Below are 20,152 nucleotides of genomic sequence, written 5' to 3' on the forward strand. Positions count from 1 at the left end.
TGTTGCCGCAAGTCCGCCGGTGGTCGGCGGCATCGGCCCCGGGCTGCTGTCCGATTTCGCGGCGTTGCCGCCCGAGATCAATTCCGGGCGGATGTACAGCGGCCCCGGCTCGGGGCCACTGATGGCCGCCGCGGCGGCGTGGAACCGCCTTGCGGATGATCTGGAGACCGCGGCTACTGCTTACAGTTCGCTGATCCTGGAGCTGACCGCCCTGCCGTGGCGCGGTACGGCCGCCGATGCCATGGTGGCTTCCGTTCTGCCGTTTGTCAGTTGGCTCGGTTCCACAGCGGCACTTGCCGAACAGGCCGCAATTCAGGCCGGCGCGGCCGCAGCCGCATTTGAGTTGGCGTTTGCGCTGACGGTGCCGCCGCCGGTGATCACGGCCAACAGGGCGTTATTGACGGCGCTGGTCGCGACCAACTGGTTCGGGCAAAACACCCCGGCGATCGCGACGGCCGAAGCCCACTACGCCGAGATGTGGGTTCAAGACGCCACCGCCATGCACGAATACGCCGCCGCCGCGGCGATCGCCTCGGCATTGACGCCGTTCACCCCGCCACCGAAGGCCGCCAACCCCTACCCGACGTCGATTCCGTGGGACACCCTGCTCGAGTACTGGACCACGATTCTGAACGCCTTGGCCATCACGGAGGCGTTCGTTTACGACGGCGGCGGGCTGACCCTCAATGGCTTGCAGGTCGCCGGAGCGATGTTGTGGTCCAACGCTGCCAACGCCGAAGCGCCGGCCGCCGCGGCCGCAGCGGCGGCCGGCGTGCCCGGCGCCGCCGCGGCGTGGAGCTTGTCGCAAGTGGGCGCCGGACCGGCGGCGATCAGTGCCGGTCTGGCCGTCAAGATCGGACCGATGTCGGTGCCACCGGGGTGGGACCCCGTGCCCTCGGCCGCAGGCGCCAAGGTGACGACGGTGTCGCCCCGTGGCGTCCGCGCCGCCGTCCGGGCCGGTGAAATGTCGGGCCTGCTGCCGGGCGTATCACCGTCACGGTCGCGAGCGGCTGAGGCCGGCGGCAACTTCGGCCGCCGGTATGGATCACGAATCCGGGTGACATGTCGCCCGCCGAACGCCGGATAACCGGTTCAGTGATCGACATGGCGAGCCGCCATTACGTAAGGAGCTCATAGCGATGGATTTCGGGGCGCTGCCACCGGAGGTCAACTCCGGACGCTTGTACGCCGGACCGGGATCAGCCCCGCTGGTCGCGGCGGCGTCGGCCTGGAGCGGGCTGGCTTCCGAGCTGAGTTTGGCCGCCGACGGCTACGAGCGGGTGGTGATGACGCTACACGCCGAAGAATGGCTGGGGCCGGCGTCGACGCTGATGATGGAGGCGGTCCTACCGTACCTGGGGTGGATGCGAGCCGCCGCCGCGCAGGCCGAGCAGGCCGCAACTCAGGCACGGGCGGCGGCGGCGGCATTCGAGACGGCGTTTGCCGCCGTCGTGCCCCCACCGCTCATCGCGGCCAATCGCGCTCAGCTGGCATCGCTGATCGCGAAAAACGTGTACGGACAATACGGCGCCGCGATCGCGGCCCTGGAAGCTCAATATGCCGAGATGTGGGCGCAGGACTCCAGGGCGATGTACAGCTATGCGGGTTCCTCGGCGAGCGCGGCGCAGCTGACCCCGTACACCCCGCCGCCGCACATCACCAGCCCCGCCGCGGCCGCAACCCAGTCCGCCGCGGTCACCCAAGCCGTCGCAACCTCGGCCGGGGCGGCGCAGAACACGTTGGCGGGGCTGATTTCTGAGCTGCCGAGCATGCTGCTGGGACTCGCATCACCCGTCTCATCGGTCCTGACCGCTGGGGGTTTGACCTCGAATCCGGGATGGCTGCAGTGGCTCATCGACTGGTATATGCCGATATCGCAACTCCTCTACAACACCGTGGGTCTGCCATATTTCGCCATCGGTATCGGCAACAGCCTGATCACGTCGTGGCGGGCGCTCGGTTGGATCGGACCGCAGGCCGCCGATGCCGCCGCCGGAGCGGCGTCAGCAGCGGCAACCGCCGCGCCAGCGGCTCTCGGCGGCGCCGGACCGGTAACCGCCGGTTTGGGCAACGCATCCGCCCTCGGCAAGTTGTCGGTGCCGCCCACCTGGTCCGCCAATCCGGGCCCGGGCCCGGCGGTCGCGGACGCCGCGCCATTGGCCAGCGACATCGTCAACCCGCCGGAGGCCGGTGCGCCGGGAAGTCTGCTGGGCGGATTGCCACTGGCCGGCCCGGGCGCTGCCGCCGCCGGCGCGGGACCCAAGTACGGGTTTCGAGTCACCGTGATGTCCCGGCCGCCATTTGCGGGATGACCGCCGCTGCGGTGGTGCACAATTCAATCCACCACGTGATGAGGACCCCACATGCCGCACCTGCAGCGCAGGCTTTCCAACCGTCACATCCAGCTGATCGCCATCGGGGGTGCGATCGGCACCGGCCTGTTCATGGGCTCCGGACGCACCATTTCCCTTGCCGGACCCGCCGTCCTGGTGGTGTACGCAATCATCGGGTTCTTCGTGTTTTTCGTGCTGCGGGCGATGGGTGAATTGCTGCTGTCGAACCTGAGCTACAAGTCGTTCGTCGATTTCACTGCCGACCTGTTGGGGCCTGCCGCGGCGTTTTATCTGGGGTGGTCGTACTGGTTCGCCTGGGTCGTCACCGGCATCGCAGACCTGGTCGCGATCACCGGCTACGCCAGGTTCTGGTGGCCCGCCTCGCCGATGTGGTTACCGGCGCTGCTCACCGTTGGCCTCATCCTGACGGTCAACTTGTTCAGCGTCGGCCATTTCGGCGAGATGGAATTTTGGCTGGCGTTGATCAAGGTCGTGGCGATACTGAGCCTGATCCTCTTGGGCGCATTCCTGGTGGTGACCAACTTCGTTTCCCCGCAAGGGGATCGGGCGACGATCGAAAACCTGTGGAACGACGGCGGATTGTTCCCTCAGGGCTTCATGGGCTTGGCCAGTGGCTTCCAAATCGCGTTCTTCGCCTACATCGGTGTCGAACTCGTCGGCACCGCCGCCGGCGAAACGGCCAACCCGCCCCGCACCATTCCCCGGGCGATCAATGCCGTTCCGGTGCGGGTGGCGATCTTCTACGTCGGCGCGCTGGTGGCAATCCTGGCCGTGGTGCCCTGGCGGCGCTTCGCCAGCGGCCAATCCCCGTTCGTGACAATGTTCTCGCTGGCGGGTCTTGCGGCAGCAGCATCAGTGGTCAACTTCGTGGTGACCACCGCGGCCGCCTCGTCAGCGAACTCCGGGGTGTTTTCCACCGGCCGGATGCTGTTCGGTCTGGCCGACGAGGGCAGCGCGCCGGCAGTGTTCCAACGGCTCAACCGCGGGGGGGTGCCCGCGTCGGCCATCGTGTTCACGGCTCCGCTGCTGCTGACCTCCATACCGCTGCTCTACGCGGGCGGTTCGGTGATCGGCGCCTTCACCCTGATCACCACCGTCGCCTCGCTGCTCTTCATGTTCGTGTGGACGACGATCGTCGTCAGCTACCTCGTATACCGTCGCCGGCACCCACAGCGGCACGCCGGCTCCCTCTACAAGATGCCCGGCGGCGTCAGCATGTGTTGGGCGGTCCTGGCTTTCTTTGTATTCGTGATCTGGACCCTCACCACCAAGACCGAAACCGCGGTCGCGTTGGCGTTGGTCCCGCTCTGGTTCATGACCCTCACCGGGGGTTGGCTGATGGTCCGGCGGCGCGCCCCGAGCGTGCCCGCCTGCCGTGAGCCTTCAGCACCACATCACGCACCGCGGTGACCGGCAGGGGCGCGGCCTGATCCGGCAGCAGATCTGGTGACGAGGTGATGATCAGCGGCGTGTCCTCGTCGCCATCCGGCAGCCTGCCGTGCGTGCCGCCGACATGCCTGCCGTTCAGAGCGATCACACCCATGGTGTATCGAAGGCCCAACGCCTTCTTGGCCAGTGCCGCGGCGGCTTTGGCTTTGACGGTCCGATCGTCGGGGTTCATCAGCAACTCGGCGGGGTCGTATCCCGGCTTGCGATGGATGTCCACGCACGGCGCGAACTCCGGAGCCCGGGCGTCGTCGAGCCAGTAGTAGTAGGTGAACCAGGCGCCCGGTTCGGCGACCGCCACCAGCTCACCTGCCCGCGGATGATCAATTGCCAAGCGCTGCTGCGCGTTTCGGTCCATGACCTGGTCCACCCCGTCAAGCGCTGCGACCAGGCCCGCTACCCGGGCGATATCGGACGGGTCGCGCACATAGACATGGGCGGCCTGATGGTCGGCGACGGCGAACGCCCGCGATGTCCACGGGTCCAGGTATTCCCGGCCCTGCTGGGTGTAGACATTCAGATACCCTTCCCGCCGGAGTTGACGGTTGATATCCACCGGGCGCTCAGCCGGTGCGATCCCGTACTCGGAGACGACGATGGTCGTCATGTCGTGCTCGGCGACCGCCGCCAGCAAGGGCGCCAGCGCCGCGTCGACGTCGGCGGCGGCGGTGATTGCCTGCGGTGACCGGGGACCGTAGCGCTGAAAGTCGTAGTCCAGGTGCGGGATATACGCGGTGAGCAGGGTGGGCGAATACCGTTGCAGGATTTCCAGAGAGGCGTCCACCAGCCAGCGCGACGACGTGATGTCGGCCGTCGGGCCCCAGTACTGAAAGAGCGGGAACACGCCCAGCTTGTCGGTCAGGATGTCGTGCAGATCCGACGGCACGACGTAGCAGTCCGGCGATTTGCGTCCGTCTTGGTGATACACCGGCCGCGGCGTGACGATCACGTCGTTGCTCGCGTTCATCGCATACCACCAGCCGACGTTCGCCGAGGTGTATCCGTCGAAGCGCCCGGCGGCGGTCTCCCAAACCTTCTCCCCCGCAACCAGCTTGTTGCTCTGGCGCCACAGCAGCACCTCGCCCAGGTCACGGAAATACCAGCCGTTGCCGACGATTCCGTGCTGGTTGGGCATCAGGCCGGTGACCATCGACGACTGCACCGAGCAGGTGACCGCCGGGAACACCGGTGCCAGTTGTCGCATCGCTCCCTGGGCGGCGAGCGCGGCGAGATTCGGCATCTGCCGCAGCAGCGGTTGGGTAAGCCCGACCACGTTGACCAGCAGAACTCGTCGGGTCATGCCGCGTCCCGTTCGCGCAACAGGTCTTTCAGCCAACGGATTTCGGCCGCGATATCCTCGGCCAGGCTGCCCTTCCGCAGCGACGACGGAAGAACTTCCCAGGTGTAGGTTTCGATTTCGACGTCGATGGGTTGAGGTAACGCCCCTTCGCCCAGCATTGCCATCACGTCGGCCAGTACGTGCGACGTGTTGCCCAATGGTGCGGGCGGAGCGAGGTGCAGCGGGACGTGGTAGTGCACCCGGGCGCTGCCGGTTCGCGGTGTCGACGGGTCCGCAAAGGACAGGTCGTCGCGGAACCACTGGCGCCCGTCGGCGTCGATGCCGTTGACCTGATGCAGATACGGGGAGCCCGCGAACTCGGCGAAGGCTTCGGCAACCCCGTCGGCGGCCAGGTCGTCGATCGCAATTGCGTTGGAGGCCTGGATCTTCACCACGTCGATGCCGATGTCGGCCAGGCCGGCCACCACCTCGGCCGGGTTCTCATCCATCACGGCCAGGTGGCAGGTGTCCAGGCACAGCCCGATGTAGCGGGTATCGACGCTGCCGCGGCCGAACCAACCGATGGCGTCACGGCATGATCCGATCACGCAGCCGGGCTCGGGTTCGATGGCCATCCTGATTCGATGCCCGGACTCTTCTTCGATGCGCCGCAGATCGTCACTGAGCGCCGCCAGCGTCTGCCGGGCCCGGGCATCGGCCGAGTCGTCCCATGGGGTGCTCCAGCCCAGCGGCAGTGTCGAGATGGTGCCGTGTTCGGCGCCGGCCAGCAGGTCACTGAGCACCTCGGCGCAGTGGCGGGTATATTCCAGCCGGGCCGGCGACGTCCAATCGGGTTGGTATACTTTATGTTTCACCGAGTCGCCGTGAAAGACCCCGTAGGGGAAAGCGTTCATGGTCACCACGGCAAGCCCGTTGTCGGCCAGCATCGCGGCCAGCCGGCTGCGCGCTGCTCGATCAGCGGCCAACCGGGCCATGGTGGCGGCCGGCAACCACAGGCCGACGCCGAGGCGTTCCAGACCCGCGCGTTGCCGAGCCGGCGCGAACACCGACAGCAGTCGGTGCTCCAGCGCCTGCACACTGTCGGCAGCGACGACGTTGCTGCAGTAGGACAGCATCAGCGCTTTTCGCCGCGGTTGATGGTGTTGCCGGCAAAGGCCGCCTGCTGCTCTTCGCTCAACAGGCGAAGTTGCCCGCTTTGGCCGTAGAACTCGACCGGGTTGCGCCACATTACCCGGTCGACGTCGTCGTCGCTGAACGAGGCCGCCAGCATCACCTTGGCGGTCTTGACCGTCTTGAGCGGATCGGATCGTCCCCAATCGGCGGCCGAGTTGACGATGATGCGTTCGAGGCCGAAACGCTGCATCAAGACGACCATTCGCGCTTCGTCCATCTTGGTGTCCGGATAGATGGAGAAGCCCATCCAGCATCCGCTGTCTCGGGCGGGCTCAATGGTCACCTCGTTGAGGTGGTCGAGCAGCACCATTCCCGGATCGATTCCGACCCGCTTCACCAGCTCGATACTGGCCAGTGTGCCCCCGAGCTTGTCCCGGTGCGGGGTGTGCACCAACGCGGGCAGGCCGTGCTCGGCGGCCATCTCCAATTGCGTGTGGAACACCGAGGTTTCCTCCGGTGTCATGGAGTCGTAGCCGATCTCACCGACGGCGACCACACCGCTCTTCGACAGATACCGCGGGATCTGCTCGAGCACGGCCCGGCAGCGGCTGTCGTTGGCCTCCTTAGGATTCAGCGCGATCGTGCAGTTGTGGGCGATACCGAACTGGGACGCGCGGTAACGCTCCCAGCCGATGAGACTGTCGAAGTAGTCGACGAACGATCCCGCGCAGGTGCGGGGCTGGCCCATCCAGAAGGCCGGCTCCACGACGGCACGCACGCCCGCGGCATACATCGCCTGGTAATCGTCGGTGGTCCGTGACGTCATGTGAATGTGCGGGTCGAAGATCCTCACTCCGGCACCTCCGTCATCGTGGCGGCCAGCTGCTGCAGCATCCGCACGTCGGCCGACACCGGCCGTCCGGCGGCAGTCCGTTCGCTGATGTAATCGGTTGCCATCCGGCTTAATTCCGCATCGGCCCGGATGCGCAGGCCGGGTACGGCACGCAACGGCACCTCCATGAAGATCAGCTTCATCACGCCATGACGCCAGGTGGGCTGGGCCAGGAACCGGGTTCCGAATCCGCCGAGCGCCGCGCCGACCAGCCGTGGATCGTTGCACCGCAACGCATCCTCGGCCAGCGTCACGCCGGCCGCTGTGGTAACCGGTCCGAAGTTGCCGTCCAGCGCCGCCGTCTCCAGGCCGCGCAGCACCGCCAGGCGTTCGTCGCTATCCCCCCACTGGTACAGCCTTTCGACGAGCGGACCCGCTGTCTCGTCGGGAATTTCGGCCACCAGCGTGGTCAGCAGTTGCACCCGGGCCATCAGGGTCGCGTCACCGGAAATCTGCGACATCCAGCGCTGCGCCTTGGGGAAGATTTCCAGGATCTTGTCCGGGCCGCTGCGGATCACGGCCGCGGCGTTGTAGATCCAGGAGCGTGCCGCGTTCGGCAGCCTGGCGCGATTGATGGCGGACATGCTGCGCCGCAGCACATTCGGTGCGTCGTGGGAATGACGTGGCAATTCGACCGAGGCGACACCGGCGAAGCCGCTGGTCTGCAGGGCATCCATCACCGCCCCGAGATCGAGGGCGCCATGGCCGAACTCGAGGTGTTCATGTTTGAGCGGTGTCATGTCGTCGAGGTGGACATTGACGAGCTTGTCGCCCAGGTCGGCGATGGCCGCGTGCGCACCGCCCGGCTCGGTCATCACGCAGTGACCGACGTCGAGCGTGATCCCCAGTCGCGGCGGATCGCCCAGTGCCCGGCACACCTCGAGGGCGTGTTCTACCGTCTCGACGAACATGCCGGGTTCGGGCTCGAATCCGAGCGTGACCGACTTGCGGTCCGCATAGTCGACCACCTGCGCCAGCCTGCCGACCAGCAGCTCCCGGGTGGTGTCGGGGTCGCTGTAGTCAACGGCATAGCCCGACCACAGCGACACGCAGGTGGCCCCGAGGTCCGCGGCAATATCGATTGCCCGCCGCAGGAATTCGACGCGGGGTTCGGCGGCGATATCGACCAGCGCAGGTTTGTGCTTGAGCCGCGGATCCAGCAGATAGCGTGCCCCCGTTTCGATCGCCACCTGCAATCCGTGAGTGTCCAGCAGCGCGCGCAACGCGCCCAGCTGCGCACCGAGATCGGAGTCGAACGGTCGGACATGCGGGTAGCCGATGGTCAGCGCGACGGCGGTATACCCGTGATCGGCGATCAGCGCGAGCGCGTCGGCAAGCGGGTGATCGGTCAAGCCATTCGTGTTGTAGCCAACGTGCATCAGGTCACCTCAGTGGGTCGGGGCGCAGAAACTTTGAACCGCAATCCAATTGCCAGCCCACACAACGCCAGCATGGTGCGCGGCGCCCGGGCGGCCAACATCGCCTGTACCGCGATCGTCGACGCGATGCCACTGCGCACCGCGCTGCGAAGAACCTCGGCGGTCGGTTGCTGCCACGCCTTCCACAAACCGGGGCCAAACGACCACGCGTACACCGCCGCGGCCGGTGCGGCGCGAAACCCCGGCGTGCTCACCATCGCCGCGGCGGCCACCGCCGTCGCCATACCACCGACGATCGCCGGCAATCTCGGTTCCGAACCCGTGACCTCACTGCGGGACAGCACCGTGATCGCCGTGGTGTGCCCGCCGATCACCGACGCCGGCACTAGCGCGCGCCGATAATTCGGGCCGGCGCCGAGCATCACATCGAGGAACCGGCAGCCCGCCATCACCAAGGGCCCCGCGGCGGTGTCCTTGGCAACCAGGTCATAAGCGGCGACGCACAACGTGATTCGGCCCGCGGCGGCCAGGCCGTGGCGGCCGCCGACCGCCGTTGCGGTCGCCAGCCCAGCCCCGGCCAGGCCGGCTGCGACCGACAGCGCCGTAGCGGCCGACACTTCACCCGACGGAATCGGCCGCTCCGGGCGTTCGACGACGTCGCGCTCCCGGTCGGCCCAGTCGTTGAGCACCATGCCGCTCCAATACAGCAGCGCCGACGCCAGCGGTAGCGCGAGCCGGCGTCCGGTCAGCGGATACCCCGCCCAGATGGCGCCCACCGCAGTGTCACCCAGCACGGTGAGCGCAGCAGGCGCCCGCATCAGGTCCAGGTATGCCTTGATCTTCACTGCCCGGCCGAAACCGGGTTCGCAAAGGACTTGGCCCAATGCACCAGTGCCTCGTATTGCGCCGCAAGTGAATGCGTCGACGAGCCCCATGGTTCCTTGAAGAAGAAGCCGAGTTGCCCGACGACACCGTGCGCACCGCGCATCCGGGCCATCGCGAGCAGCCGCGCCACGTCGAGAACCAACGGCGCGGCCAAAGCGGAATCCGGCGCGGACCAGATGGTTTGCAGGGTGATCTGACCGCCCAGAAATCCGGTGGCGTGGATGTGGTCCCACGCAACCTTCGTTTCCCCGAGATCGGGCACGTAGTCGATATGCAGCGGAGCATTGACGGCGCCGCCGAGCATTTGCTGGATGCCACGCTGCTTGCTGGCGAGCTTGGACTGCACGGCGACCGGGTCGGCGAGCGTGGCTCCGTCGCCGCCGCCGAGCAGATTCGTTCCCGCCCAGGAGTGCACCGTCATCGCCCGGCTGGCGAACATCGGCGCCAGCACGGTGCGCAGCAAGGTCTGGCCGGTCTTGGCGTCCTGGCCGGCGTAGAGAATGTCGGCCTCATCGGCCAAGCTGCGCAATGCGGGAACGCCCATGCTGGGCGACGGGGTGAAGCAGGAGTAGGCGGCGCCATTGCGGATCGCCGCCAGGGCGGTCAGCGCGCTCGCCGGCAGCACCATGCGGTCCTTTTCACACAGCGCGGCCCGCAAGAGGTCAGGGTCGTGGTACTCGGGGCGGTCCGGCACCGGCGGCTGCGTCGATGCCACGTCGATAACCACGAAGACGTCAAGTGCGTTGCGCGAGATGAACGAGCCCATCGCGTCGCTGAGCCGGTCGATCAGCTCGGCTTGGGTGCTGGCACCGACGGTGGACGGATCCGGCGTGGCCACGCAGGACGGACCGACGATCTCGTCTTCGGTGGCCGCCAGGCGATCTGACACCGCCGCGACCACTCGGTGCGGCAGCAGTCCCGCCTCGACCAGAGCCTCGGCGCGTTTGGCCAACGGAGCGGTCGAAAGGTCACGTCCGGCGACCACGAAGTCGGCATATTTCGGCAATGGGACGCCGGCGAAGTCGGCAGTCGCCGTCACGCAGCCGGTTTCGGGGATCAGACCGGCGCTGAGCGCATACAGACCCACGATCGACGTGGTCGCCACTGACCCCCGCGCGCCACTGAGCCACAGGCCGCAGCGGGGCTGCGCGGTCACCCGGGATGTGGTGTCGTCGTGGTCCATCGCGCCGTCCTCGATCGCCGAACGCTGCAAAAATCTGATGTCTCGCGCGTGACAAATTGGTTTTTCTAAGCAAAGGATGCTAACACCGCGCATTGGTCTCGGCTGATCAATGACTGTACGTAAGCTGGCAACGATGAGCTTCAGAGCACGCATGGCCCCGTTGCGGTGGTCGGTCTGGCGCATGGCACCCGGGATCCGCAACCTCACCAGGACGGGTCAGATCGGTGACGGTCGCGAAGCGGCCGCTGTCGACTACGTACTCCGGCACGCCCGTGCCGGCGACATCGACGACGTGCTGGCCACCATCGACAAGTTCGCCTATGAAAAGTCGATGCTGATCAATATCGGCGACGAAAAGGGGCCGATGCTCGACGCGGCGGTGCGGCGGGCCAACCCGGCGCTGGCGCTGGAGCTGGGCACCTACTGCGGCTACGGCGCACTGCGGATCGCCCGGGCGGCGCCGACGGCCCGGGTGTACTCCGTCGAACTGGCCGAAGCCAACGCCGCCAATGCCCGGCAGATCTGGGCTCATGCCGGCGTCGCCGACCGGGTGACCTGTGTGGTCGGCACCATCGGCGACGGCGGACGCACCCTGGACGTGCTGGCGCACGAACACGGATTCTCTTCTGGCACTTTAGATTTCGTGTTCATCGACCATGACAAGAAGGTCTACCTGGACGACCTGCAGGCCATCCTGGACCGCGACTGGCTGCATCCGGGTGCGATCGTGGTAGCCGACAACGTCCTGGTGCCCGGCGCGCCGAAGTACCGCGCCTACATGCGGCGCGAGCAGGGCAGGCTGTGGAACACCGTGGAACACAAGGCTCACCTGGAATACCAGACCCTGGTGCCCGACCTGGTGCTGGAATCGGAGTACCTGAGTTAGTCGCCCGGCGAGCAGTGTCGCCACACCCGAAACCTGAGCCTCATCCGCACCACTTTGCCTAGTGGGCGGGCGTGGCTATCGGTTTTTGTCGGACCGGGTCGTTACGGTGCGGGCGTGCAGTCACTGATGTATCCCTCGATCGACCTCGACGACGCCGAATCGCATCTGGGCGCCGACACCTACCGTCGCGGCCTGGCCTACGCCCGCGAAGGACGAGTGGTGCGTTGTCTGTGGAACCCCGGCGACGACAATCTCACGGGGAGCGTTCGTGGTAATCGGGGCCGCACCTATACCACCACCGCGCAACTGTCGATGGATTACGCCGACTCCTGGTGTCTCGAGATCGGGTTGTGCACCTGCCCCATGCAGGTGGATTGCAAGCATGTGGCCGCGATCCTCATCGCGGCCAGCGGGACGACGAAGACACGATCGCAACGCCCATCGGCCTTGCCCCCGGCTCCATCGCCGTGGCGCACGTCGCTGGACGCATTGTTCCCGACATCGTCGCCGGGCAGCGTCGTCGGCACGCCGCTGGCTATCGAGCTGAACCTGTCGGCGAGCGGCTTGGACGCGCGGGTGGTGCGCCCGGGTAAGCGCGGTGGCTGGGTCGCCGCCGACCTGAGCTGGGGCCGCTTGGCCGCGCTGCGGCACTACGGTTATCCCGACGCGCACATCCAGGTGCTACAAGAGTTCTATGCCGCCTACCGGACGTCAGCCCCGAATTCGACTGGCTACCACAGCTATTCGTATACCTCGTACGGGGACGTGAAGACAATCTCGCTGCTGAAGTTCGAATCGCCCCAGTTGTGGCCGCTACTGGACGAGGTGCGCCGAGTCGGCGTGCGGTTAGTGCAGGCGCAGGACCACCACGACGTGCTGCCGTATGCTTCGGCACGCCTGTCCTTGGATGTCACCGCCGACCCATCGGGCAACCTCACGGTCATGCCGTTGCTTGAAGTCGACGGAGCGGCCGCGCAAGCGGTGGCTTTCATCGGGTCGTCGGGCCATGGCGTGGTCTGCTCCGACGGCGGGCTGCGGCTGGCACGGATGGACCAGCCGGTCTCGGTGACGTTGCAGCGGATGACCCTTGGCGATCAGATCCTGACCATCCCCGCAGCTGAGGCGGCGCAGTTCACCGCCGAGTACTACCCGAAGCTGCGGCACATCGCGGCCATCACATCGTCGGACAGCTCGTTCACGCCGCCGACAATCACCGGGCCGACGCTGGTGCTACGTGCCGACTATCGCGGCGAGCACGAGGTCGAGCTGACGCTGCAGTGGGCGTACCGGGTGGGCGACAGCGAGTTTCGCGTCGGTGTGGACGCGTCTGGTGATCGAGGCTACCGCGACCCGGACACGGAGAATGGGCTTGCGCGCGGCATCGACGCCCCGCTGGAGCGGTTCGGGCTCCGCGCCCCCGACGGCAGGCTGATTGCCCGAGCCCAATTGTGCGGCTTGGAGACGATGCGGTTCACCACCGAACTCCAACCGCTGCTCACCGGGCTGTCCGACGTCATGCTGGAGGTGACCGGCGACCCCGTCGACTATCGGGAGGCCGGCGAGTCCCTGGTCATCGGCGTGGCCACGAATGCGGTGCCTGGACAGACGGACTGGTTCGACCTGAACATCACAATCAGCCTTGAAGGCAAGCAGATTCCGTTCGTCAGCGTGTTCACCGCGCTGGCCTCCGGCCAGTCACATGTGCTACTGGCCGACGGCGCCTACTTTGCGGTGGACAAGCCGGAGCTGGTGAAGCTGCGCCGGCTGATCGAGGAGGCTCGCGCGCTCACCGATGCCGACGAGGGTCCACCCCGGATCAGCCGGTTCCAGGCCGGGCTGTTCGACGAACTCGCCGCACTGGGAGTGGTCACCCAACAGGCCGACGAGTGGCGTCGGCAGGTTCGCGGACTGCGCGCACTACAGGGAGTTGAACCGGTGCCGATGCCCAGCGGCTTGCGCGCCGAGCTGCGGCCCTACCAGGCCGACGGCTTCTCGTGGCTTGCCACGCTCCACGCGCACGGGCTGGGCGGGATCCTCGCCGACGACATGGGCCTGGGCAAGACGCTCCAGTCGCTTGCATTGATCTGCCATGTCCGGCAAGAGGATCCGAGTCCGGCCCCGTTCTTGGTGGTGGCGCCCTCGAGTGTGGTTTCAAACTGGGCCGCGGAGGCCGCGCGGTTCGCACCGGAACTGTCGGTGGCTGCGATCAGCGATACCCTGCGCCGTGGCGGCATCGACCTTGACGAGTTGGTCGCCGGCGCCGACGTCGTCGTTACCTCCTATACCTTGTTTCGCCTCGACTTCGACGCCTACGCCGCCCAAATCTGGTCCGGCCTCATTCTGGACGAAGCCCAGTACGTAAAGAATCGGCACGCCAAGACCTACCAGTGCGCGCGCCGGCTACCCGCCCCCATCAAGGTGGCAATCACGGGTACGCCGATGGAAAACAACGTGATGGAACTGTGGTCGCTGCTATCGATCACCGCCCCGGGACTGTTTCCCAGCCCGACGAAGTTCGCCGACTACTACGCCAAACCCATCGAGAAGACCGGCGATCCGGAACTGCTCGCACTGTTTCGCCGCCGCATCAAGCCCCTGGTGAAGCGCCGCACCAAGGGACTGGTGGCGGCCGAATTGCCAGCCAAGCAAGAGCAATCGCTCGATATCGAGCTGCCGCCCAGACACCGCTCGCTCTATGACAAGCGACTGCACCGCGAACGCCAGAAGGTGCTCGGCTTGCTCGACGACATGCAGCGCAACCGATTCACGATCCTGAAATCTCTGACCGTGCTGCGCCAGATGGCGCTGCACCCTGGCCTTGTCGACGCTACGCATGACGCGATGACCTGCGCGAAAATCGATGTCTTGGTGGAGCAACTGCGCGACGTCGCCGACGGCGGCCACCGCGCGCTGGTGTTCAGCCAGTTCACTCGCTTCCTTGGCCGGGTGCGTGATCGCCTCGGCGCCGAGGGCATCGATTACTGCTACCTGGATGGGCGAACCCGCAACCGCCCCAAGGTGATTCAGCAGTTCAAGGAAGGGACTGCGCCGGTTTTCCTGATCAGTCTCAAGGCCGGCGGTTTCGGGTTGAACCTTACCGAGGCCGACTACTGCTTCCTGCTCGACCCGTGGTGGAATCCGGCCACCGAAACCCAGGCTGTCGATCGCACCCACCGCATCGGGCAGAAGCGCAATGTCATGGTGTATCGCCTTATCGCCCGCGACACTATCGAGGACAAGGTCGTCGCGCTCAATGCGCGCAAAGCCAAGCTCTTCGCCAGCGTGATCGATGACGGCAACGCCTTCGCCTCCGCGCTGACCGCCGACGACATCCGCGGACTGCTGAGCTGAGGTCCGGGCGTTGTCTTGCCGTACCCGCGCGCCATGACCGAATGCATGCGGCGCTCCAGGGTTTTCGTGCTGTTCAGGGCGGTTTGATTGGCTAATGCGTGTCAGCGCTTTATCGGTGAAGTGAGGGACGCGCACGCGGTGCGGCTCTAGGTTTCGGGGTTACCACACCAACCTCAATCCCGAGGACGCCCGCCCGGTACGCGTCAACACCGCATTTGACCGTCTGCCGCAGTTCTCGGGGCATGCGGCACTGGCTGATCGGCGGGATCCTCCAGATGGACTGTCCCGACTGCTGGATCCGCACCGAGTAACTGCCCTGGGCGCCCGCCCGGCGCGCGGCACACCCGCGACTTCGACATGCCTGACGTCAACCGGCTGCTGAACATGAGATCACGTGCTGCCGCGCAATGGTCCAAGCTGTCGTGCGACCGCCGCCGGTCCGCCCCGACATCCCTGGCTCCGAGAGACCACCGGTCCCGTCAGATATCGCGAATCGGCGAGCACGTATCCGCGAATCAGCGAAAGTACAGGCGCATATCGGCGACAATATGCTCGCAAATCGGCGAAAATCGGATACACGGTTGAGGTGAATCCGCCGTCTCGCATTGCCCGGAACCTGCTTCCGCGGGTTGACGAGGCACTCAGCGACACACGGATCGTCGTCGTTCAGGGCGCCCGTCAGGTTGGCAAGTCAACCCTTGCGGCCGAGATCACGCGCCGGCTCGACGGACGATTGGTCACACTTGACGATGACGTGACCCGAACAACAGCGGCCACAGATCCCTACAGTTTCGTTCGCCAATTCCCAGACGGACTACTCACGATCGACGAAGTGCAGCGGGTTCCGGAACTGGTTCTTGCGCTCAAGACCAGCGTTGACGCCAACGATCGGCCGGGTCAATATCTGCTCACCGGGTCCGCCAATCTCTTACAGCTCCTGGCGACCGAGGACAGCCTCGCCGGCAGGGCTGAGAGCCTTGAACCCTTCGGATTCAGCCAAGGCGAACTCGAAGGAGTCACTGAAACCTTCATCGACCGGCTATTAGCCGGCGACCTCTTCCTCGGTCACGAGAGTAACCTGGCACGTCACGACTATCTCGCCCGCGCTTGTACCGGCAGCTACCCCGAGGCTGTCAGCCGAAAGTCAACCAAACGCCGAAATGCGTGGCTGGATAATTACATCGACCGCATCGTCAAGCGCGACGCGATGGACGTCTCCAATCTGCAGCGCATCGCCGACCTGCCGCGCCTCATCCGACTCTTAGCCGCACGCAGTGCATCCGAACTCAACCTGAGCTCCCTAGCTGCCGACGCCGAGATCCCCGTGCGTACCCTGCCACCATATCTCGACCTTCTCGAGATCCTGTATCTCATCGACCGCATACCCTCATGGTCGACTAACCTTTCGAAGCGTGTCGTCGATCGACCGAAAGTCCTCCTCCTCGACTCTGGACTGGCCGCTCGCCTTGTCAACGTCTCACCTGCCGGAGTCGGACCAAATGCCAACCCAGACGCGGCAGGAGCCATCGTCGAAACTTTCGTAATCTCAGAACTCCGGCGACAACTCGGATGGTCGCAACAGTCGCCTCGAATGTTCCACTACCGCGATCGAGACGGCGCAGAAGTAGACCTCATACTGGAAACCGCAGATGGCCTCATTGCCGCGATCGAGATCAAGTCGGCAGCAACCCTCCGTGGCCGAGACACCCGCTGGATCACAAAACTCCGCGACAAACTCGGCAAACGCTTCGCCGCCGGCCTCATCCTCCACACCGGCCCACAAGCCCAGCCATTCGGCGATCGCTTCGCCGCCGTCCCTATCGACGTCCTCTGGTCCGCTTGAGGGTGGACATATGACTTGCAACAAATTTCAAGTGTTATTGCCGCAGCCAGCATCGCGCCAACGCTTTTGGGCGCCGGCGCGCACAGCAGTTGCCCGACGGCACCCGTCACGTCGCGCGGGGATGCGCCCCGGCCCACACCTCCCGCAATGCATGAACGGTGACCAGCGTGTAGATCTGTGTCGTCGTCACCGAGGCATGGCCCAACAATTCCTGCACCACCCGGACGTCGGCGCCGCCCTCGAGCAGGTGGGTGGCAAACGAATGCCGCAGCATGTGCGGCGACACACCCGCGGTGATGCCGGCACGCTCGGCCGCATCCTGCAGCACTTGCCAGGCGCTTTGCCGTGACAACCGGCCGCCGCGGGCATTGAGAAAAATGGCCGCGGTGCCGCGGCCCCGCCGGGCCAGGTCGGGGCGCCCGCGCACCAGGTAGGCGTCCAGCGCGTGCACGGCCGGGCGCCCCACTGGCACCAGCCGTTGTTTACCGCCCTTGCCGCGCAACAACACCGACCTGGCGTGCGTGTCCACGTCATCGACGTCGAGACCCACGGCTTCGGAGATTCGCGACCCGGTGGAATACAACAGCTCCAGCAGAGCCCGGTTGCGCAAGGTCAACGGTCCGTCGGCCGGGTTGTCGCCGCCGGCACCTTCCAGCAGAGCCAGCACCTGGTCGACCGTCAGACTCTTGGGCAGCCGCCGGCCCGGTGTCGGCGGCCGGACCGCGCGCGCCACATCCAGCTCGGCCAGGCCTTCGGCGGCGGCGAACCGATGCAGGCCGCGCACCGCGATCAGCGCGCGGGCCGCTGACACCGCGGACAGCGCCGTCGCCCCCGATTCAGGATCACCGCGCCGCAGTGCCACCAGAAACTCGCTGACGTCGTCCTCGCCGACGGCGGCCAGGTCGGTGATTCCCCGGTCTTCGAGGTGCTTGGTGTAGCGGCGCAGGTCGCGCCGGTAAGAACTCAGGGTGTTGGCCGCCACGCCCCGTTCGATCGCCAGATGGTCAAGGTAGCCCTGCAGTTGTGTGCCCAGGGGCAGCGTCGTCAACGCGCGTTCTTTCGCGCCATGAAGGCCGTCGGCTTGTCGATCCAGGGGCTGTCCACCGGACGCGGTTGAGCCAGCCCACCGGTCACGGCCTGCGCGGCCAAAATCCCGGCCACCGCAATGGCATTGACAATCTCGCCGCTGAACACCTTCCGCGCCGCCTCCGCGAGGGGAAACCACTGCACCGTCATGTCGGCTTCTTCGTGGTGCGCCTCGGGTTGCTCCGCCTCGCTGAGCCCGGTGGCCAGATAGACCCGCACCGATTCGTCGCTGAAGCCCGGCGTGGAGTCCAGGTCGACGAGCACCTGCCAGATAGCGGCCCGCAAACCCGCCTCCTCCCGCAATTCACGGGCGGCGGTGAGATGCGCCGGCTCCCCCGACGCATCCAGCAATCCGGCCGGCAGCTCCCACAGCCGCCGACCGAACGGGTGGCGGTACTGATAGACCAACGGGATGTTGCCGCCATCGTCGACCGCGACGACACCGACGGCACCGTAATGCTCGACGACCTCTCGCACGGCGATGGTGTCACCCGGCATTCGCACCCGGTCCCGGCGCAGCGCGAAAATCGCTCCGGTATGCAAGATTTCGGACGATATCGTCTCGAAGTCGTGCTCAGCCACGAGTCGCGGGCTCAGGTAGCGGCGGCGCGACGCCGTCTCGATGCTCGTTCCGCCGCTCGTTTCCGTTTGACACGGGCTCGGCCATCTCGGGGATGTCGACGGGCAGCAGCTCGCCTCCCTTATAGTCGATGGCCGCTCGGACGAATGCGACAAACAGCGGATGCGGGCGGGTGGGCCGGCTCTTCAACTCGGGGTGAGCCTGGGTGCCGACCAGGAACGGATGCTGGTCACGCGGGTACTCGACGAACTCGACCAACCGGCCGTCGGGTGAGGTCCCGGAAAACCGCAGGCCGCTTCGGGCGATCTGATCCCGGTAGGCATTGTTGACCTCGTAGCGGTGCCGGTGCCGCTCCGACACCTTCGTCGATTGATACGCTTGCGCCACAATGGAATCCGGCTCCAGCACCGCGGGGTAGGCACCCAGGCGCATGGTGCCGCCCAGATCCGCCTCGCCGGCCACGATGCGCTGCTGGTCGGCCATCGTGGAAATGACCGGATCAGGGGTGTCGGGTTCGAATTCCGCCGAATTGGCCTGGCTCAGACCGACCGAACGGGCGGCCTCGATCACGATGCACTGCAGACCCAGGCATAGTCCCAGCACCGGCAGGCCCCGAGCCCGGGCGTATGAGATGGCAGCGATCTTGCCCTCGATGCCGCGGATGCCGAACCCTCCTGGAATCAGCACCCCATGGACATCGCCCAGCGCCGCCGCGACACCGCCGTCAGTCTGGCAATCGTCGGAACCCACCCAGAGGATCTCGACTTTGGCCCGATGCTTAAACCCGCCGGCCCGCAACGCCTCGATCACCGACAGGTAAGCGTCGGATAACTCAACGTACTTACCCACCAAGGCGATTCGGACCGATTCGTGCGGTTCGTGCACCCTGCGCAACAAGTCGTCCCATTCGGTCCAGTCGACGTCGCGGAACGGCAGGTTGAGCCGGCGGACCACGAACGCGTCCAGTTCCTCGCGGTGCAACACCTTGGGGATGTCGTAGATCGAGGGCGCGTCGGGAGTGGAGATCACGCCGTCGATGTCGACGTCACACATCAGGGCGATCTTGTTCTTCAGCGCTTCGGGGACGTTGCGGTCGCTGCGCAGGATCAGCGCGTCCGGGGTGATACCGATGCTGCGCAGTGCGGCCACCGAGTGCTGGGTCGGCTTGGTCTTGAGCTCGCCCGACGGGGCCAGGTAGGGCACCAGCGACACGTGCAGAAAGAAGACGTTCTCCCGGCCGAGGTCGTGGCGCACCTGGCGCGCCGCCTCCAGAAAGGGCTGTGACTCGATATCGCCCACGGTGCCGCCGATTTCGGTGATGACGACGTCGGGGCGGTGTCCGTCCGGGTTGGGTTGGGCCATCGCCATGATGCGACGCTTGATCTCGTCGGTGATATGCGGGATCACCTGGACGGTGTCACCGAGGTATTCGCCTCGGCGCTCTTTGGCGATCACCGTCGAATACACTTGTCCGGTCGTTACATTCGCGGAGCCGGACAGGTCGCGATCGAGAAAGCGTTCGTAGTGGCCGACGTCGAGATCGGTCTCGGCGCCATCCTCGGTGACAAAAACCTCGCCATGCTGGAACGGGTTCATGGTGCCCGGGTCGACGTTGAGGTACGGATCGAGTTTCTGCATCGTGACCTGCAACCCGCGGGCGGTCAACAGCTGGCCGAGGCTACTCGCGGTCAATCCCTTGCCGAGCGAGGATGCGACCCCGCCGCTGACGAAGAGGTGCTTGGTGACAGTTTGCGGATGCTTGCGCACCTGGGCGACCTCCGTGAAGACGGGCAGGGCTTGCCTTTCTAGCCTGACCTAGCTGGGCCTGCCGACCCACGGAATCCCACCCTAACA

The 20,152-nt window shown here is 66.1% G+C and carries 15 protein-coding genes; 6 read left to right on the forward strand and 9 right to left on the reverse strand.

Annotated features, from left to right (window positions below):
* The first annotated feature begins 91 nt into the window (after positions 1 to 91).
* Genes BST40_RS14980 through BST40_RS14990 form a run of 3 tightly spaced genes read left to right on the forward strand, consistent with a single transcriptional unit; the run spans position 92 to position 3,764 of the window.
* Positions 92 to 1,087, forward strand: a complete 996-nt coding sequence (locus BST40_RS14980) for a PPE family protein (protein WP_075549581.1) — start codon at positions 92 to 94, stop codon at positions 1,085 to 1,087.
* A gap of 52 nt (positions 1,088 to 1,139) precedes the next feature.
* Entirely contained in the window at positions 1,140 to 2,312 is a 1,173-nt protein-coding gene (locus tag BST40_RS14985; protein ID WP_075549546.1) for a PPE family protein, read from the forward strand.
* 51 nt (positions 2,313 to 2,363) lie between these two features.
* Positions 2,364 to 3,764, forward strand: a complete 1,401-nt coding sequence (locus tag BST40_RS14990; RefSeq protein WP_075549547.1) for an amino acid permease — start codon at positions 2,364 to 2,366, stop codon at positions 3,762 to 3,764.
* Here the strand turns inward: BST40_RS14990 and BST40_RS14995 are convergent.
* Genes BST40_RS14995 through BST40_RS15020 form a run of 6 tightly spaced genes read right to left on the reverse strand, consistent with a single transcriptional unit; the run spans position 3,676 to position 10,552 of the window.
* On the reverse strand, positions 3,676 to 5,100 hold the full coding sequence (locus BST40_RS14995) for an alkaline phosphatase family protein (RefSeq protein ID WP_082275668.1): 1,425 nt from the start codon (positions 5,098 to 5,100) through the stop codon (positions 3,676 to 3,678). The two genes, BST40_RS14990 and BST40_RS14995, sit on opposite strands and share 89 nt — an antisense overlap.
* On the reverse strand, positions 5,097 to 6,215 hold the full coding sequence (gene eboE, locus BST40_RS15000; protein WP_075549550.1) for a metabolite traffic protein EboE: 1,119 nt from the start codon (positions 6,213 to 6,215) through the stop codon (positions 5,097 to 5,099). Before eboE ends, BST40_RS14995 begins: the two co-directional genes overlap by 4 nt.
* Entirely contained in the window at positions 6,215 to 7,066 is an 852-nt protein-coding gene (locus tag BST40_RS15005) for a TatD family hydrolase (RefSeq protein ID WP_075549551.1), read from the reverse strand. Before BST40_RS15005 ends, eboE begins: the two co-directional genes overlap by 1 nt.
* Positions 7,063 to 8,484 carry a TIM barrel protein gene (locus tag BST40_RS15010; protein WP_075549552.1) on the reverse strand — a complete coding sequence of 474 codons (1,422 nt, stop codon included), beginning with the start codon at positions 8,482 to 8,484 and terminating at the stop codon, positions 7,063 to 7,065. Before BST40_RS15010 ends, BST40_RS15005 begins: the two co-directional genes overlap by 4 nt.
* Positions 8,484 to 9,329 carry an SCO3242 family prenyltransferase gene (locus BST40_RS15015; protein WP_082275669.1) on the reverse strand — a complete coding sequence of 282 codons (846 nt, stop codon included), beginning with the start codon at positions 9,327 to 9,329 and terminating at the stop codon, positions 8,484 to 8,486. The genes BST40_RS15010 and BST40_RS15015 overlap by 1 nt, the downstream gene beginning before the upstream one ends.
* Entirely contained in the window at positions 9,326 to 10,552 is a 1,227-nt protein-coding gene (locus BST40_RS15020) for an inositol-3-phosphate synthase (protein ID WP_075549583.1), read from the reverse strand. Before BST40_RS15020 ends, BST40_RS15015 begins: the two co-directional genes overlap by 4 nt.
* A 133-nt stretch (positions 10,553 to 10,685) precedes the next feature.
* Here BST40_RS15020 and BST40_RS15025 point away from each other — a divergent pair, with 133 nt between their 5' ends.
* From BST40_RS15025 to BST40_RS15035, 3 genes are all read left to right on the forward strand, one after another.
* Positions 10,686 to 11,438 carry an O-methyltransferase gene (locus tag BST40_RS15025; protein ID WP_075549553.1) on the forward strand — a complete coding sequence of 251 codons (753 nt, stop codon included), beginning with the start codon at positions 10,686 to 10,688 and terminating at the stop codon, positions 11,436 to 11,438.
* A gap of 126 nt (positions 11,439 to 11,564) precedes the next feature.
* Positions 11,565 to 14,789 (forward strand): DEAD/DEAH box helicase, encoded by a 3,225-nt coding sequence (locus tag BST40_RS15030; protein WP_083154614.1) that lies wholly within the window; start codon positions 11,565 to 11,567, stop codon positions 14,787 to 14,789.
* 586 nt (positions 14,790 to 15,375) lie between these two features.
* Entirely contained in the window at positions 15,376 to 16,632 is a 1,257-nt protein-coding gene (locus BST40_RS15035; RefSeq protein ID WP_082275670.1) for an ATP-binding protein, read from the forward strand.
* 106 nt (positions 16,633 to 16,738) lie between these two features.
* On the opposite strand, the gene xerD is transcribed toward BST40_RS15035, so the two are convergent.
* Genes xerD through BST40_RS15050 form a run of 3 tightly spaced genes read right to left on the reverse strand, consistent with a single transcriptional unit; the run spans position 16,739 to position 20,065 of the window.
* Positions 16,739 to 17,680 (reverse strand): site-specific tyrosine recombinase XerD, encoded by a 942-nt coding sequence (gene xerD / locus BST40_RS15040; protein ID WP_075549554.1) that lies wholly within the window; start codon positions 17,678 to 17,680, stop codon positions 16,739 to 16,741.
* Entirely contained in the window at positions 17,677 to 18,300 is a 624-nt protein-coding gene (locus BST40_RS15045) for an NUDIX domain-containing protein (protein WP_075549555.1), read from the reverse strand. Before BST40_RS15045 ends, xerD begins: the two co-directional genes overlap by 4 nt.
* On the reverse strand, positions 18,293 to 20,065 hold the full coding sequence (locus tag BST40_RS15050; RefSeq protein ID WP_075549556.1) for a CTP synthase: 1,773 nt from the start codon (positions 20,063 to 20,065) through the stop codon (positions 18,293 to 18,295). The genes BST40_RS15045 and BST40_RS15050 overlap by 8 nt, the downstream gene beginning before the upstream one ends.
* Between the last annotated feature and the right edge of the window lie 87 nt (positions 20,066 to 20,152).

Source organism: Mycobacterium persicum (assembly GCF_002086675.1).
Classification (GTDB): domain Bacteria; phylum Actinomycetota; class Actinomycetes; order Mycobacteriales; family Mycobacteriaceae; genus Mycobacterium; species Mycobacterium persicum.